The 16,699-nt window shown below is 73.8% G+C and carries 13 protein-coding genes; 7 read left to right on the top strand and 6 right to left on the bottom strand.

Annotation, left to right across the window (positions count from 1 at the left end; all coding sequences use genetic code 11):
- The first annotated feature begins 144 nt into the window (after nt 1–144).
- Nucleotides 145–2,154 carry a M4 family metallopeptidase gene (locus tag KDN32_RS00605; RefSeq protein ID WP_211730195.1) on the top strand — a complete coding sequence of 670 codons (2,010 nt, stop codon included), beginning with the start codon at nt 145–147 and terminating at the stop codon, nt 2,152–2,154.
- 115 nt (nt 2,155–2,269) lie between these two features.
- Nucleotides 2,270–3,694: a M28 family peptidase gene (locus KDN32_RS00600; protein ID WP_211730194.1), complete on the top strand. Its 1,425-nt coding sequence runs from the start codon at nt 2,270–2,272 to the stop codon at nt 3,692–3,694.
- Nucleotides 3,695–3,722: 28 nt separating this feature from the next.
- On the opposite strand, the gene KDN32_RS00595 is transcribed toward KDN32_RS00600, so the two are convergent.
- Nucleotides 3,723–5,654 (bottom strand): M3 family metallopeptidase, encoded by a 1,932-nt coding sequence (locus tag KDN32_RS00595; RefSeq protein ID WP_307853590.1) that lies wholly within the window; start codon nt 5,652–5,654, stop codon nt 3,723–3,725.
- A 73-nt stretch (nt 5,655–5,727) separates the two neighbouring features.
- A complete protein-coding gene (locus KDN32_RS00590; RefSeq protein WP_211730193.1) occupies nt 5,728–6,954 on the bottom strand; it encodes an FAD-binding domain-containing protein in 1,227 nt (408 codons plus the stop codon).
- Nucleotides 6,955–7,005: 51 nt separating this feature from the next.
- Between KDN32_RS00590 and KDN32_RS00585 the strand changes: the two genes are divergently transcribed.
- The gene (locus tag KDN32_RS00585) at nt 7,006–8,217 is read left to right on the top strand and encodes an MFS transporter (protein ID WP_307853589.1); all 1,212 of its coding nucleotides are present in this window, start codon (nt 7,006–7,008) and stop codon (nt 8,215–8,217) included.
- Here the strand turns inward: KDN32_RS00585 and KDN32_RS00580 are convergent.
- Nucleotides 8,204–8,734: a hypothetical protein gene (locus KDN32_RS00580; RefSeq protein WP_211730192.1), complete on the bottom strand. Its 531-nt coding sequence runs from the start codon at nt 8,732–8,734 to the stop codon at nt 8,204–8,206. The two genes, KDN32_RS00585 and KDN32_RS00580, sit on opposite strands and share 14 nt — an antisense overlap.
- A 138-nt stretch (nt 8,735–8,872) precedes the next feature.
- Between KDN32_RS00580 and KDN32_RS00575 the strand changes: the two genes are divergently transcribed.
- The 4 genes from KDN32_RS00575 (at nt 8,873) to KDN32_RS00560 (ending at nt 11,570) form a co-directional block, all read left to right on the top strand.
- Nucleotides 8,873–9,661 carry a hypothetical protein gene (locus tag KDN32_RS00575; RefSeq protein ID WP_211730191.1) on the top strand — a complete coding sequence of 263 codons (789 nt, stop codon included), beginning with the start codon at nt 8,873–8,875 and terminating at the stop codon, nt 9,659–9,661.
- Entirely contained in the window at nt 9,658–10,167 is a 510-nt protein-coding gene (locus KDN32_RS00570; RefSeq protein WP_211730190.1) for a DUF1648 domain-containing protein, read from the top strand. The genes KDN32_RS00575 and KDN32_RS00570 overlap by 4 nt, the downstream gene beginning before the upstream one ends.
- A gap of 63 nt (nt 10,168–10,230) precedes the next feature.
- Entirely contained in the window at nt 10,231–10,569 is a 339-nt protein-coding gene (locus KDN32_RS00565; protein WP_211730189.1) for a hypothetical protein, read from the top strand.
- The gene (locus KDN32_RS00560) at nt 10,566–11,570 is read left to right on the top strand and encodes a hypothetical protein (RefSeq protein ID WP_211730188.1); all 1,005 of its coding nucleotides are present in this window, start codon (nt 10,566–10,568) and stop codon (nt 11,568–11,570) included. Before KDN32_RS00565 ends, KDN32_RS00560 begins: the two co-directional genes overlap by 4 nt.
- Here KDN32_RS00560 and KDN32_RS00555 read toward each other — a convergent pair.
- From KDN32_RS00555 to KDN32_RS22765, 3 genes are all read right to left on the bottom strand, one after another.
- Nucleotides 11,567–12,877, bottom strand: a complete 1,311-nt coding sequence (locus KDN32_RS00555; RefSeq protein WP_307853588.1) for an MFS transporter — start codon at nt 12,875–12,877, stop codon at nt 11,567–11,569. The genes KDN32_RS00560 and KDN32_RS00555 overlap by 4 nt on opposite strands.
- A 58-nt stretch (nt 12,878–12,935) precedes the next feature.
- Nucleotides 12,936–13,691 (bottom strand): sucrase ferredoxin, encoded by a 756-nt coding sequence (locus KDN32_RS23095; protein WP_211730187.1) that lies wholly within the window; start codon nt 13,689–13,691, stop codon nt 12,936–12,938.
- A 69-nt stretch (nt 13,692–13,760) separates the two neighbouring features.
- Nucleotides 13,761–16,676: a helix-turn-helix transcriptional regulator gene (locus KDN32_RS22765; protein WP_211730186.1), complete on the bottom strand. Its 2,916-nt coding sequence runs from the start codon at nt 16,674–16,676 to the stop codon at nt 13,761–13,763.
- Between the last annotated feature and the right edge of the window lie 23 nt (nt 16,677–16,699).

The following is a 16,699-nucleotide window of genomic DNA, read 5'->3' as shown; positions in this document are numbered from 1 at the left end:
GTCGTGCAGGTTCTCGCGATGCACGAACATGCAGTTCGACGTCCATTGACGGCTGATCCGCCGATTGCGAACTTGTGCACTGGTCTGCATGACCCAATCCCTCCTCGGTGCCCGTCGGGCCCGAACTCATGATTGGACAACCCAGTGAAAACTCCCCGTCTGGCCGTCCTGGCCGGTCTCGCAGCGACCGCGGTCGCTGCATCCTTCCTGGCACCGACCGCCACCCCGGCCGATGCCGCCCCCTCGGTGGCCAACCCCCGTCTCGAGGCCCAGCAGGCGGCCAGCGCCTGGGTGAAGGGGCACGACAACGCCCTCGAGAAGGCATCGCAGGACACCTTCGTGCGCGCCGACACCTACACCGGTGACAACGGCATCTACTCCGTCGCCTACGAGCGGACCCACGAGGGCCTGCGCGTGGTCGGCGGCGACTTCGTCGTCCTCGCCGACTCCGACGGCCAGGTCGTCGGCACCTCGGTGGCCCAGGACTCGCCGGTCCAGATCGCCAGCACCACGCCGAAGATCACCACCGCGCGCGCCACCGCCGCCGCGCGGAAGCTCGCGGACGCCGGCGCCGAGGTCTCCTCGCCCGAGCTCGTCATCTGGCACCGCGAGGCCGGCACCAAGCTGGCCTACGAGGTCGAGGTCCGGGGCACCCACGACGGGGAGGTCTCGTGGCAGCGGGCCTGGGTCGACGCGATGAGCGGCAAGGTCCTGGAGTCGCGCGAGCAGATCGCCCACGGCACCGGCACCGGCGCCTGGGAGGGCAGCGTCACCATCCCGACGGCCGGCTCCGGCACGTCGTACTCGATGACCAACACCAACGCCTCGACCCTGAGGTGCCAGGACGCGGCGACGAACACCACGTTCACCGGCACCGACAACGCCTGGGGCAACGGCGTGGCCACCAACAAGGAGACCGGCTGCGTCGACGCGTTCTACAGCGCCGAGCAGGAGCGCCTCATGCTCGCCAACTGGCTCGGCCGCAACGGCATGGACGGAGCGGGCAACTGGGTCCCGATCCGCGTCGGCCTCAACGACGTGAACGCCTACTACGACGGCACACAGGTCCAGATCGGCCACCGCCAGGGCAGCAACGAGTGGATCGGCGCGATGGACGTCGTGGCGCACGAGTTCGGCCACGGCATCGACGACAAGACCCCGGGCGGCATCTCGAGCAACGGCACCCAGGAGTTCGTCGCCGACACCTTCGGCACCGCCACGGAGTTCTACGCCAACAACCCGGCCGACCCGGCGGACTACACCATCGGCGAGGAGGTCAACCTCGTCGGCGCGGGCCCGATCCGCGACATGTCCAACCCGGGCAACGTGGGCGACCCGTCGTGCTACTCCAGCTCGATCCCGACCGCCGAGGTGCACGCGGCCGCCGGCCCCGGTGACCACTGGTGGTACCTGCTCGCCAACGGTGGCACGTCGAAGTGCAACGGCCAGGCCGTCACCGGCGTCGGCGTCCAGAACGCCATGAAGATCATGTACAACGCGATGCTGATGAAGACCTCGTCCGCGAGCTACCTCAAGTACCGCACCTGGACGCTCACCGCGGCGAAGAACCTCGACTCCACCTGCGCCCTCTTCAACTCCACCAAGGCCGCGTGGAACGCCGTCAACGTCCCGGCCCAGACCGCCGACCCGACCTGCGGTGGCACCACCACGCCGCCCACCACCCCGCCGCCCACCGGTGGCAACCTGCTGGGCAACCCGGGCTTCGAGTCCGGCGCGACCACCTGGACCGGCACCGCCGGCCCGATCACCAACAACACCGGCCGCCCGGCCCGCACCGGCTCGTGGAAGCTGTGGCTCGGTGGCAACGGCAGCGCCGGCACCGAGACCATCAACCAGTCGGTCTCGATCCCGGCCAGCGCGACCGCGGCGACGCTGTCGTACTACATCCGCACCGACACCGCCGAGTCCGGCTCGACGGCCTACGACACCATGAAGGTCCAGGTCGTCGACGGCTCGACGGTGACGACGCTGAAGACCTTCAGCAACGTCGGCACCAACGCCACCTACACGCAGTTCAGCAACTCCCTGCTGGCCTACAAGGGGAAGACGGTGACCATCCGGTTCACCGCCACCGAGGACTCCTCGCTCCAGACCAGCTTCGTGGTCGACGACACCGCGCTGAACGTCTCCTGACGTCCCGCACGCCCTGACGGGGCGGGGCAGCGCTGCTGCCCCGCCCCGTTCTCGTTCCCGCCCGACCCGCTCGGCCCGCTCGACCGCTGACCCCACGCATCCCCGGGAGATCCCCATGCGCACCCTTCGTACGACCGCCCTGTCGGCCATCGCCGCGGGCGCCGTCGTGGCCTCGGCCCTGGCCGGCTCGACCAGCCCCGCCGCCGCGGCCCCCTCGCCCGACCTCAGCGTCACCAACGTCACCGCCCACCTGCAGAAGCTCCAGGACATCGCGACCGCCAACGGCGGCAACCGGGCGACCGGCCGGCCGGGCTACAAGGCCTCGTTGGACTACGTGAAGGCCAGGCTCGACGCGGCCGGCTACACCACCGCCGTGCAGACCTTCTCGACCTCGTCGGGGACGTCGTACAACCTCGTGGCCGACTGGCCGGGCGGCGACCCCGAGCACGTGATCATGACCGGCGCCCACCTCGACAGCGTCTCGGCCGGCCCCGGCATCAACGACAACGGCACCGGCTCCGCCGCGGTCCTCGAGGCCGCGCTCGCGTGGGCGTCGAGCGGCAACACCCCGCGCAACCACCTGCGCTTCGCGTGGTGGGGAGCGGAGGAGCAGGGCCTGCTCGGGTCGAACCACTACATGCGCAACCTGCCGACGGCCGACAAGGACCGCATCGACCTCTACATGAACTACGACATGGTCGGCTCGCCGAACCCGGGCTACTTCGTCTACGACGACAACCCGGCCGGCAACGGCGCCCGCGACACGATGACCGCCTACTACACGTCGAAGGGCATCCCTTGGGAGTACATCGACGTGCAGGGCCGCTCCGACCACGCGTCGTTCCGCAGCTACGGCATCCCCACGACCGGGATGTACTCCGGCGGCGAGGACATCAAGACCTCCGCGCAGGCCCAGAAGTGGGGCGGCACCGCCGGCACCGCGTTCGACGCCTGCTACCACCGCTCGTGCGACACCATGGCCAACATCAACAGCACCGCGCTGGACCGCAACCTCGACATGATCGGCCACATGGTCTGGCTCTACGCCGACAAGGACTACGGCACCACGCTCCCGCCGACCGGCACCAACCTGCTCGGCAACCCCGGCTTCGAGTCCGGCGCGACCGTGTGGACCGGCACCGCCGGCCCGATCACCAGCAACACCGGGCGACCGGCGCGCACCGGCTCGTGGAAGGCGTGGCTCGGCGGCAACGGCAGCACCTCCACCGAGTCGATCTCCCAGCAGGTCACCGTCCCCGCCGGCGCCAGTGCCGCGAAGCTCACCTACTGGCTGCGCAGCGACACCGCCGAGACCGGGACGACGGCCTACGACACGCTCAAGGTCCAGGTCGTCAGCGGCACCAGCACGACGACGCTGAGGACCTTCAGCAACGTCGGCACCAGCACGACCTACACGCAGTTCAGCCACAGCCTCGCGGCCTACGCGGGCAAGACCGTCACGGTGAGGTTCCTCGCCACCGAGGACGCGTCGCTGCAGACCAGCTTCGTCGTCGACGACACCGCCGTCACGACGAGCTGACCGGACCCTTCCAGGGGACGGGCCGGTCCTACTCGGCGAGCCACGCCGCCCAGGCGTCGAAGGAGTAGGGCCGGCCCAGGAAGTCGGCGACCAGGTCGGCGGCGTCCTTGCGGCCACCCATCGCAAGCACCGTGTCGCGGTAGGCGTGGGCGATCTCGGGGGCGAACAGGTCGTCGGCGTCGAAGGCGGAGAAGAGGTCCTTCGCGATGACCAGCGACCACATGTAGGTGTAGTAGCCCGACGAGTAGCCGTCGAGGTGGCCGAACGAGCAGTGCATGTGGGCGCCGGCGAGCGGCGGGAAGACGGAGTACCGGCGCTGCAGCTCGTCGCCCAAGGCGGTGAGGTCGTCGTGCTGCTCGGCGTGGAAGAAGTAGGAGCGGGCGGCGTAGGACATCTGCTGGGCCGCGTGGACTCCCTTGCCGAAGGCGTCGGCGCGGCGCATCGAGGCCACCAGCTCCGCCGGGATGGTCTGCCCGGACGCGTCGCGCGCGAAGGTGGCGAGGACGTCGGCGTCCCAGGCCCACTCCTCGAGCATCTGGCTGGGGGCCTCGACGAAGTCCCACTCGGTGGCGACCCCGGAGAAGCGGGCCCACGCGCCCTGACCGCCGAGCACGTGGTGGACGAGGTGGCCGAACTCGTGGAACAGGGTGACCACCTCGTCGTGCTCCATCAGGCCGCGGCTGAAGTTGCAGACCAGCACGCCCTCCGGGAGCTGGACGCCGGCGACACCGGGCACCAGGTCGAACTGTGCGGCGTGCTTGTACTTGCCCTCGCGCGGGTGCAGGTCGAGGTGGATCCGGCCGATCCGCCGACCGTCGAGGCCGACGTCGTAGGAGGCGACGTCCTCGTGCCAGGCGCCGGCGTCGGCCGGGGAGACCGGGGTCCACTCGAGGCCGAAGAGCCGACCGGTCACGTCGAGCAGCCCCTGGCGGACCTGCTCGAAGGCGAAGTAGGTCCGCACGACCTGGCCGTCGACGTCGTACTGCTCGCGCCGCACCAGCTCGGCGTAGTGGCGGTGGTCGTAGGTCTCGACCGTGGTGGCCGACGGGTCGTCGACCTGCTTGCGCTCCAGCAGCACGGCCAGCTCGTCGCGGGCGCGGTCGGCGGCGAGCGCGCTGATCCGCTCGATGAACTCCGCCACGGCCGCGCCCGAGCCGACCATCTTCACCTCGGTGTCGAAGTCCGGCCACGAGTCGTGGCCGAGCAGGGCGGCGGTCTCGCGGCGCACTGCGAAGAGGTCCTGGAGGACCTGGTCGTTGCCGGGCCAGGCGACGTTGGTCTGCGCCAGCGCGAGCTCGCGGCGCGCGTCGGCGTCGGCGCCGAAGGTCATGAACGGCACCAGGTCGGGGTAGTCGGTCGTGAGGGTGACCAGGCCGTCGTCACCGGCCGGGTGGGCCTCGCGGTAGTCGTCGGGCAGCCCGGCGAGCCGCTCGGGCGCGAGCCGCACGGACCGGACGTCGTCGCGGATCGTGCGGCCGAACTCCTGGGAGAGGAGCACGGACCGCTCGCTGAGCTCGCGCAGCCGGTCGCGGGTCGCGTCGTCGCGGTCGACGCCGGCGCGGCGGAAGTCGCGCAGGCTGTGGTCGAGGACCCGGCGTGCGTCGTCGTCGAGACCGTCGGTGGGCAGCGCGTCGAGCACCGCGAAGAGCTCGCGGTCCTGGCCGAGCTCGGTGACGTAGCGCTGGACCTGCTGGCCGAGGTCGTCGGCGCGGTCGCGCACCGCCTGCTCGGGGTGGACCTCCGCCCAGAGCGAGACGGTGCCGGCGTTGGCGATCGCGGTCTCGGCGTCGTTCCAGGCGGCAAGGACGTCCACGGCGTCGCCGCCGGCCTTGACCCTTTCCACGTGGCGGGCGGCGTCGGCGAGGGAGCCCGCACACCGGTCGGACACCCATCCGAGCCAGTCACCGCCACCGGGCAGCGCGAGCGGGGCAGGGGCGTCGGTGCGTACGTCGTCGGTCACGGTCGGCGAGCCTACGACCCGGCACCCACCCCCGGAACCCGACGAAGGTCGGGTGTGGACGACGTGGTCCGCGTCAGCGACCGGAGCCCTTCCGCCAGGCGCTGAACGACCGCACGGTCGACGGGCGCGGCCGCACCAGCCACGGCCACGGGTGCTGCTCGACGACCCGCACCCTCGCGGCCCGCCGCGCCCAGCCGGGCACCGGGGTCCAGGTCGCGGCGAGGGCGAGGCCGGCGAGCTCGTCGACGACGTCGCCGCGCCGCACCTCGACCGGGCGGGTGGCGGCGAGCTCACCGAGGGTCTCGGCGAGGAACACCAGTCGCTTGCCGGACAGCCGCAGCCGGGCGAGCAGCGGCTCGTCGAACACGAAGACGGCGCGACGGTCGGGGTCGGCGGCCAGCGCGGGGTCGGCGTCGCCGAGCGACTCGGCGGTCAGCCAGACCACCTCGCCGCCCTCTCCCTCGGGCACCTCGGGACCGGCCGGGACCGGACCCTTCCCGAGGTCGGGGCCGTCTGCCGCCGGGCCCGCGGTCGCGTCGGGCCACGCCTGGATCGGGCAGCGCTCGGCGAGCGGGCAGGCGCGGCACAGCTCGGGCGCGCGCTTCTCCACCTGCCAGCGGCTGAACCCGTAGGGCTTGCCGCTGCCGGTGCCGACGGTCCACTGCCAGCCCAGCCGGTTGGCCGCGCGCGAGCCGTCGAGCAGGTGGGTGAACATCTCGTCCTCGCCGCGCCACCAGTCGTGCCCGGCCCGCACCGCCCACTGCGAGGCCAGCCACATGCGGGTCTGGTTGACCAGCCAGCCGTCCTCGTGGAGCTCGCCGACGGCGTGGTCGAGGCACGCCATCTCCCGCGGCCACGGCTCGGTCCACGGCTGCGGGGGCCGGGGCTGCGACCGGCGCAGGTCCCGGCCGAGGTCGGGGCCGACGCGGGCGTAGAGGTGGCGGGCGTACTCCTGCCACAGCAGCTCGTCGCGGTACTTCCGCCGGTCGGGGGCGGGGGCGTCGGCGACCGCGTCCCAGAGGTCGGGCAGCAGCACCAGGCCGTGGCGCACGTAGGGCGACATGCGGGTCGCTCCCCGGCGCGAGCGCGGCAGCACCTGGTTGCGGGAGCGGGCGTATCCCCGCACGTCGAGCAGCGCCAGCGCGGCGTCGGCCGCGGGCTGGCCGCCGCGCAGCCCGCCGGCCCGGACCCCGTCGGGTCCCTCGAGCGTCAGGTCGCCGAGGTGGCTCGCCACCCAGTCGACGACGTCGGCCGTGCTCGCACCGTCGCCGAGCGCCGGGGGCGGGGGCAGCACGGGCATGCCGTGAGACTAGTCACGGCGACCGACACCGCTCCCGCGTAGCGTGTGCGGGTGACCAGCACGGGGGACGTCGCGTTCCGCTTCCGCGACATCGCGCTCGTCGCCTACGGCCCCTCGGTGGTCTCGGCCGTCGGCCACGGCGCGATCATGCCGGTGCTCGCGCTCCGGGCCCGCGACCTCGGCGCCGACGTGAGCACCGCCGCCGCGGTGGTCGCGCTGCTCGGCGTCGGCCAGCTGCTCGGCAGCCTGCCCGCCGGTGCCCTGGTCGCCCGGATCGGCGAGCGGCGAGCGCTGATGGCGGCGGGCGCCGTCGACGCGTGCGCGATGGTCTTCGCCGCGCTCACCGGGTCGGTGGTCGGGCTGGCGGCCGGCGTCCTGCTCAGCGGGGTGTGCTGGACGCTCTTCCTGATCAGCCGGCAGGGCTTCATGATCGACGTGGTCCCGGCGTCGCACCGGGCCCGCGGGATGTCGCTGCTGGGCGGGTCCTACCGGGTGGGCGTGCTGGTCGGACCCCTGCTCGGGGCGGGGCTGATCGCGCTCACCGACCTGACCAGCGTGTTCTGGCTCGGCGCCGCGATGTCGGTCTGCGCGGCGCTGCTCGCCGCCACCATGCCGGACCTCGGCGAGGAGAAGCGCGCCGCGGCCCGCGCGTCGGGCCACCTCGGGGTGTGGACGGTGATCCGTACGCACCGACGCGTCCTCGCCACGCTCGGCAGCGCGGTCGTGGTCCTCGGCATGAGCCGCTCGCTGCGGCAGAGCCTGCTGCCGCTCTGGGCCGACCACGTCGGCCTGTCCGCCTCGACCACGTCGCTGATCTTCGCCGGGGCGGCCGCGCTCGACGTGGCCTTCATGTGGCCGGGTGGCTGGCTGATGGACACCCGTGGACGGCGGGTGGTCGCCGTGCCGGTCACGCTGTCGATGGCGATCGCCTGCCTCGTGCTGCCGCTCGCGACCACGGCGGCGTCGGTGGCGCTCGTGATGGCGCTCATCGCGTGCGGCAACGGGCTGGGGTCCGGCATCGTGATGACCCTCGGGGCCGACGCGTCGCCGAGCGACGGGCGCCCGCAGTTCCTGGGCGCGTGGCGGCTGTGCGGCGACATCGGCAACAGCGGCGGGCCGCTGCTGGTCAGCGGCGTCGCCGCCGTCGCGCCGCTCGCGACGGCGTGCCTGGTGGTCGGCGGGCTGGCCCTCGCCGGCACCGGGTGGGTCGCCCACTGGACCGGTCGGGTGGACCGCGAGCGGGCGGCGCTCAGCCGACGGTGACCGTGACCTCGTTGGAGGTGGCGTCGGTGTCGGTGTCGATCACGCGGAACTTGTTCTCGCCGGTGCGACCCGTCAGGAGGTAGGTCGAGAAGGTGCCGCCGCTGACCGACATGGTCACCGGGAAGTCCACCCACGCGCCGTCCTCGAGGCGCTGGACCTGCAGGATCGCGCCTTCCCCGCCCTGGTAGGTCCCCGTGAGCGGGATCTGCTGCATCGGGCTCACCGACTGCTGGGTCGCGGTCAGCGAGATCCCCTGGGTCGGGCTCGGCGTCTCGGTGCCGGTCTCGGTCGCGCTGGGCGTGTCGGTCGGCGTGGGGACGATGGTGCTGGTGTCGGTCGGGCGCGGGAGGTTGAAGGTGGCCGGCGTGCCGCCGCCGCTGCTCGTGCCGGAGTCCTCGCCGATGCCGGCGGCCTTGACCCCGACGAGCACGGCGAGCCCGCCGAGCAGACCGATGACCACGGCGACGCCGACCAGGGCGACGAGCCCGGTCAGGACGGGACGGTTCTCGGTGTCCATGGGGACCTTTCCGGCGGAGGCAGGGGTGCGTCGTCATTGTCCAAGACGGGTGGTGGCATGGCCAACCGGCGGTCGTCCGTCCGGTGTGGGTCCCCGCGGGTGAAGATCCACCTCAGGTGCGTCGGACAGGATGGGGGCATGCAGTCACCGTTGCGTCACGGCAAGGCAGCCCTCGGCACCACGCTCGCCGGAGGGGCGCTCGCCGCGCTCTCCCAGGCTCCCGAGCGCGCGTCGCGCCTGCTCCGCCACCGCTACCCGACCGTGGCGGTCACCGGGATGACCGGCGTCGGCAAGACCCGCCTCGCCGACCGGCTGACCCGCCGGGCGAGCGCACAGGCCGGCGACGTCCAGGACGTCGGCTCGGCGGTGATGGAGCGTCGTACGCGGCGCAACGCCCGGCTGCGCGGCTATCGCTTCCGGGTGGTGCCCGGCGAGAACGCGGCGACCCGCCTCGGTGCGCTCGACGAGGTGTTCCACGACGAGCCGGTCGACGGGGTGCTGCACGTGGTCGCCTACGGGCACGCCACCCCGCGCCGGACCGCGGGCACGAGCGGCAGCGCGGCCGCCACCCGCGAGGAGCAGCTCGCCGCGGAGCTCGAGGACTGGTCGATCACGGCCCACCGGGTCGCCAGCATGGCCGTGCGCCGCGACCGCCCGACCTGGCTCGTGGTCGCGGTCACCAAGGCCGACCTCTTCGCGGGCGACGTCGACGCCGCGGTGCGCTACTACTCCCCCGGCAGCGGCTCGCCGTTCGGCGACAAGCTCGACGAGCTCCGCGCCCTGGCCGGCGGGGCCCGGCTGTCGATCGACGTGCTGCCGGTCTGCGCCCAGGGGGCCGGGAAGAAGTCGGCGATGACCGACAAGGACTGCACCGACCTGCTCGGCCGGCTCGAGCTGCGGATGGCCCAGCTCTGCGGGCACGTGTGACGTCCAGGCCCGGCCGCACGGCCCTGCTCGCGGTTGCGCTCGCGTACGCCGTCGGCGTGGTGTGGGCGGCCCTCGTCCTGCCCGAGCGGGTGCCGTCGCACTTCGACGGCGCCGGGCGGGTCGACGACTGGACCTCGCGCACCGCGATGCTCGCCTTCTGGGTCGTGGTCGGGGTCGTCGTGCTGGTCGGGATCCCGGCCGTGACCCGGTGGGCGGTCTCCGGCGACGGGACGTGGGTCAACCTGCCGGCGCGCTCGAAGGCGTACTGGTTCGCCCCGGAGCGGCGCGCAGAGTTCCGTGCCCGCTTCGGCGACGACATGGAGGTCCTCGCCGCGATGACCGGCGTGCTGCTCCTCGCCGCGCTCGCCGTCACGACCTGGGTGGGCGTGACCGGCCGCGACGGCGCGCCGTGGTGGGCGTTCGTCGCCGGCCTCGCCGCCTACCTCCTGCTGACCACTGCCTGGACGGTCGCCGTGCTGCGGCGCTACCGGCCGCCCCCGGTCTAGCGAGGTCGTTCACAGTTTCACCACTCCTGGTTTCGACGCCGTCCACCGGGGCATGAGGTCGCCATGAGGCCGATCGCGATCAACCAGCGGGCGCTGCGGGCCGCCCAGGAGGAGCTCTCCTCCGCGAGGGAGGACCTCCGTGCCGCGCTCGGCGACGTCCACCACCCCGCCGACGACTTCCCCCAGCGTGACCTCCTCGTCGAGGGCGTGCGCAGCCTGGTCGACGACGCCGAGCAGGTGGCCCGGAAGTGCCGGACGCTCGCGTCCGCGATCGACGACTCGGTCCTCGACTTCGACGAGCTCGACGTGATGGTCGGCCAGGCCGCCACCTTCGCCGCCCAGCTCGACGAGGTGGGCCAGGTCGGCCAGGTCGGCGGGCCCGACGTGGTGGGACCCCGATGACCAGGGTGCAGGCCGACCGGCTCGACGCGGTCGAGGACGGGCTGTCCTTCGGCGACCCGCTCGGCTGCGGCTACCACTGGGCCGAGCCCGACGAGGTCGACGCCTACGGCGACGCGGTGCGGCGGCTCGCGTCGAAGGTCGAGCTCGCGGTCGACGCGTTCGAGCGCACGGCCGGGCTGTCGGAGGAGGTCTTCGCCGGCGAGGCCGCCGACCGGCTGCGCCACCGTGCGGGCACGCGTCACGAGGAGTCCGCGCAGGTGCGCGACAACCTGCGCGGCCTCGGACGGGCCGTCAACGCCTACTCCGACGCGCTGCGCCGTCACCGCGACGGGCTCGAGCAGCTGCGCACGTTCGCCGTCGGTCGCGGGCTCGACGTCCGGGGCGCCACCATCTGGCCACCGGTCGAGACCCTGCCGGGCGACGCCACCCAGAAGCAGGCCGACGCGTGGGAGGCGGACTGGAAGGCCTACCAGGCCTGCTTCGAGACGCGGATCGAGCTGCGCGACGCCCGCCGCGCCGGCACCCGCGACCTGGTCCGGGCGCTCGCCGAGTTCGCCGACGTGCACCCCGACCAGGACAAGGCCACCGTCGTCGGGGCCAACGCCCACCAGGTCGAGTTCGGCGAGCTGCGCCGCGCCGCCTCCGAGGAGGCCCTGGAGGCGGTGCAGGCCGGCGACGCTGCGGAGGCCGCGCGACACACCGTCGACGTGCTCCGGCGCCGCGAGCAGGGCGCCCTGGGCACCCTCGAGGAGCTGGTGAGCGCCGACCGGCCGGCCGAGGAGATCCGCGCCCAGGCCGAGAAGGTGGCCGCGCTGCACCGCGAGCTGGCGCAGGCCCGGGTCGAGGCCAGCGACGCGGCCGCCACCGCCGACCGCGAGCAGGCCGAGGCCAACCGCGCCGCCCGCTCCCTCGCCGCAGCCGAGGAGGGACGGCCCCGACTCGTCGCCGAACCCGCCGCCCACCAGCCCGGGACGACCGGCCTGCGCGACCGGCTCGGCTAGGACGGCTGGGTCGGCCGGGCCTGCTCGGCGGCGGCCGCGCGTCGCGCCCGCTCGGCGACGGCTGCCGGGTCGGTGCGCGCGTCGTAGGACCAGAAGTCGCGCAGCGCGGCCGCGGTCAGCAGGACGCCGCCCACGCAGGCTGCGCCACCGCTGACGATGGCTCCCCGTACCGACCAGGCGTCGGCCACGAACCCGGCGCGGGTCTCCCCCACCATCGGGCCCAGCGAGTACGACAGCATCTCGATGCCGGCCAGCCGACCCCGCATCGTGTCGGGGATGGTCTGGTTCCACACGGTCGCCCGGAACACCCCGGAGACCATGTCGGCGGCACCCGACAGCGCGAGGAACGCGCAGCACAGCCAGAACGACGGCATCAGCCCGGCCAGGGCGATGAACGCGCCGTAGAGGCTGGCCGCCACCACGATCGCCCGGCCGTGGTGGTGCACCCGGCCGACCCAGCCGCTCAGCGCGGTCGCGACCATCGCGCCGACGGTCTCGGCGGAGTAGAGCAGCCCGAGCAGCTCCGGTCGCTCGAAGACCTCGTGCGCGAGCGCCGGGAACAGCACGACGGGGATGGCGAGCATCATCGCCGCGATGTCGACGACGTAGGTGCCGAGCAGGTCGCGGCGCCGCAGCGCGTAGGTCACGCCGTCGCGGATGCCCTGGAGGCTCGGCGGGGTCGTCTCGCCGTCGTGCGGGTACGGGCGCATCGCGGCGTAGAGCAGGGTCGCGACGACGTAGCCCCCGAGCGCCACGACGAAGCACCAGCCCACGCCGGCGTAGGCGACCAGCAGGCCGCCGAGGAGCGGCCCGAGCAGCACGCCGAGCTGCATGGCGAAGCTGCTCAGCGCGTTGGCGGCGGCGATCTGGTCGTGGCGGACGGTGCGCGGCTCGAGGGCCTCGCGCGAGGGTCGTTGCATCGAGCTGACCGCGGCGTAGACGGCGGCGAGGACGAAGATCACCCAGACCCGAGGCCGGTCGGCGAAGGCGTTGAGCGCGAACGCGACCATCAGCACCACCTGTGCCGCGCCGGTCGCGACCAGCAGCCGCCGTCGGTCGACGTGGTCGGCCAGCGCGCCTCCGTAGAGGCCGAAGACCACGAGCGGGACCAGCTCCACCAGCCCGACGAGGCCCACCATGAAGTTCGAGCCGGTGAGGTCGTAGATCGCGAACGGGACCGCGACGTAGGCGACCATGCTGCCGAGGTAGAACACGCTGCCGGCGGTGAAGAGCAGCCGGAAGTCGCGCGACTCCCGCAGCGGGGACGCGTCCATCCGCATCGACCGCAGACGCTCTCCCCAGCTCACGACGGGTCAGTCTCGCAGCGCGCCGTCGCAGCAGCCAGCCGGTTTTCGATGCCGGCGGTCAGCCGTCGACGACCTCGTAGCGCGTGGTCCCCTTCACCTTGTCGTCGCCGCACGACTGACGACGCACCGGCCCCGGCACGGCGACGAGCTCGGCGTCGGGGTCGCCGCCGGCCAGGAGGTGCAGCTCGCGGGCCTGCTCGAGACCCGGCCGGCCGGCGCGACCGCGGACCCACTCCAGCGGGACGTCGCCGCGGACGACGGCCTCGCAGGCGGCGAGCGCGTCGGAGGTCGACAGCCGGCCGAGGGTGATCCCGCTCGGCAGCGCGAGCAGGGTCGCGGAGAACCGGTGGCCGCCGAGGTGGGTGGTCTCCCAGGTGCCCTCCGGCCAGTGCTCGGCGAGCAGCCCGGCGACGGGGCGGCCGAGCTCGGCGCAGCAGCGGTCGCGCTTGCCGTTGGTGCACACCAGCCACAGCGGGCCGTCGTGCGGGGCGAGCGCGTCGAGGTCGAGGTCGAGGAGGTCCTCGGGGTGGTCGAGCACCGCGCTGCGGACGTCGAAGCCCGTGGCGGTGGCCCTCGCGCGGTAGACGTGGGTGCCGGGGCCAGCGCCGCCGTCGGGCCGGCGGAGCAGGAAGACCTTGAGGTCGAGCGAGGCGAGGTGGGCGCGTACGACCTCGGGGAGCCGGTTGTCGGCCACCGCGTCGCGGCCCCACGGGCCGGGCGCCTCGACCAGCAGGACGTCGGGGTCGGCGGGGGCGGTGCCCGCCAGGGGCTCGCCGTCGGTCAGGCTCGCCAGGGCGCACCGGAAGTCAGTCACGCCCGCCAGTCTCCCCGACGACCCGACGGCCCGCGTCGTGCCCCGGGTCGTGCCCCGGGTCCGGCGCCGTCAGAGCAGGCCGCGCCGGCGTGCGACGGCGGCCGCCTCGGTGCGGGACGCGGCGTCGAGCTTGGCGAGGATGTTGGAGACGTGCACCGAGACCGTCTTGGTGCTGATGAACAGCTGCTTGCCGATCTCGCCGTTGGACCGGCCCTCGGCGACCAGCGCGAGGATCTCCCCCTCGCGCGGCGTCAGGCTGGCCGCGTCGGCGGTGGCCGGGGCGGGGGCGGACCCGAGGGCGGTCAGCTCGTCGAGCATCGGGCGGGCCCGCATCGCCTGCGCGGCCGTGCGGGCGAGGTCGCCCGCCTCCCGGGCTCCGGCCGTGTCGCCGGTGGCGCGCAGCACCCCGGAGAGCCGGACCCGGACCTGCGCCAGCTCGGGCACGCTGCCGTAGGCGACCGCGGCCTCCTCCGCCGAGCGCCAGGCGGCGACGAGCTCGTCGGCGGCCGGCGGGTCGACCTGGGCGAGCCAGCGCCACCGCAGGTGCTCGGCCGCGCGGCGTGCCACCCACATGCGGTACTCGGGGCCGTGGCTGTCGTCGTAGGGAGCGTAGAAGTCGATGACCCGACCGCCGTCGGCCATCAGTCGGTCGACGTCGGCCGCCGCTGCGGCCCGCTCGTCGGCGGACTGCTGCGGCGCGGCGGAGGCGAGGGCCGCGACCGCGAGGGTGGCGAGACGCAGTCGCGCCTGGAACCACTCGTGCCACAGCGGCACGACGGTCTCGACGACGTCGTCGTAGGTCGCCAGCGCCGCCGCGGCGTCGCGCTCGATCGCGGCCCGCAGCAGCGTCGCCGTGGCGGCCGTGATCGCGGTGAGGCCGTCGGTGCCCCAGTAGTCGCGGAGCCGGTCGAGGGCGTGGTCCTTCTCCTCGCCGCGGATGGCGAGGGAGATGAGCATCTGGTGGGCGAAGTAGAGCCACTCGAAGACCATCGGCGGGTTCTGCCCGCTCACGTCGAGCAGCTCCCAGGCCTCGTCGAGGCGCCCCTGGTGCGTGAGGGCAACCGCGAGCAGGAGGCGCGCCTCGGCGGGGTAGGGCGACCACGCGAGACCGCCGACCTCGCTGCGGCCGAGCACCTCGCCGTAGACCGCGACGGCCCGGTCGAGGTCGCCCTCGTCCTGGTGCAGGCGACCGAGGAGGTAGAGCGCGCGCAGCTCGGGCTCCAGCAGCCCGGCGCGACGAGCCCGGTCGGCCGCCGCCCGCCAGCCGGCGCTCGGGCTCGAGCCGCCGGTCGGGTCGAGGCCGGCGACCGTGGTGTGCAGCTCGACCGCGAGCGCGGTCAGGTCGTGGCGCTCGGCGAGCTCGAGGGCACGGACCGCGATCGCGCGCGCCTCGTCCTCGTGCCACCCGCGCAGGCTCTGGGCCTGGACCAGCAGGGCCCGGACGAGGAGCTTCGGCGGCGCGTTGCGCATCAGGTCGACTGCTTCCGCCGCGATCTCGCGCGGCGAGTCGGTGGTGTCGGTGAGCATCAGCGCGGACGCGAGGGCCGTGAGCAGCTGGCCCCGGTCCGTGTCCGCCCCCTCGGCAGGCAGCGTCGCCAGCCGCGCGCGCAGCACCTTCACGGCCTTCAGCACCCGGCCCGAGGCGATGAGTGCCTCCGCGCAGCGCCGCGCCAGGACGAAGGTGTCGACCTCCCCCACCGGCGTGCGTGAGGTGTCGACGAGCTCGAGGGCGTCGAGGAAGTGCGTGGCAGCCTCGGCGGGACCGCCCACGGCGAGCGCCTCGTCGCCGGCCTCGATCGAGGCCCGGACGGCCACGGGGCGATCGTCGGCGCGACGGGCGTGCTGGGCCAGCTCGGCGGCGGTCCCGGCGGCGCGCCCCTCGCCGAGCGCCGCGACGAAGTCGGCGTGCAGCCGGACCCGCTCTCCGGGGAGGAGGTCGTCGTAGACCGCCTCGCCGAGCAGCGCGTGCCGGAAGGCGTAGGTCCCGCCGCGCGAGGCGACCAGCACGTGGGACTCGACGGCGGTGCGCAGCGCGGCCTCGAGCTCGCCGGTGCCCAGGTCACTGACCGCGGCGAGCAGCTCGTGGCTGACCTGACGGCCCGCCACCGAGACGAGGCGCACGACCTGGCGAGTCGTGTCGTCGAGCCGGTCGAGGTGGACGAGCAGGACGTCGGCGAGCTCGCCGGGGACCTGTCCGGTGCCCGCCGCTCCGACGAGCTCCTCGATGAAGAACGGGTTGCCCTCGGCTCGGTCGACGATGGAGACGTACTCCGCCTCGGTCATGGTCGAGGGGTGGAGGGCACGGACCAGGAGGCGTACGTCGTCGTCGGCCAGCGGCTCGAGCGGCAGCCGGTCGACGCCGCGCAGCCGGCTCCACTCCGCCACCTGACGACGCAGGGGGTGGCGGCGGTGCAGGTCGTCGGCGCGGTAGGAGACGGCGAGCGAGACACCGGGCACGGGCCGGGAAAAGAGGAAGCTGAGCATGTCGCGCGTGGACTCGTCGGCCCAGTGGGCGTCCTCGACGATCAGCAGCAGCGGGCCCTGCTCGGCGATGGCGGAGAGGAGGTCGCCGAACGCGTCGTAGACGTTGCCGCGATCGAGGGCCTGGTCGCCCGACGCGGTCTCGCTGCTGCGGATGCGCCGGCCGGGTTGGAGCCGCGCGAGGGTGGGGTGCTGGTCGAGCACGCGAGCGGTCACGTCGGGCCGGTCGGCCATCAGCCGACCGAGCACCTCGGAGAAGGGGAGGTAGGGCAGGGAGCTGTCGGCGAGGTCGAGGCAGTGACCGGCGACGACCTGCCAGCCGGCCTCGAGGGCGGCGTCGCGCAGGGCGAGGAGGACGCGGGTCTTGCCGACCCCGGCGTCGCCGGCCACGAGCACGGCGCGCGCGGTCTGGTCGTCCCCGGACGCGCGGATGCCGAGCTGGGCACTCAGCTGCTCCAGCTCGGCATCGCGTCCGATGAGATCGGTGGTCCGCAGGGCCGGCACGGACGACATTGTGTCGTGTCGGT

This window comes from Nocardioides palaemonis (assembly GCF_018275325.1).
Classification (GTDB): domain Bacteria; phylum Actinomycetota; class Actinomycetes; order Propionibacteriales; family Nocardioidaceae; genus Nocardioides; species Nocardioides palaemonis.
This window is presented reverse-complemented; position numbering and strand designations above follow the sequence as displayed.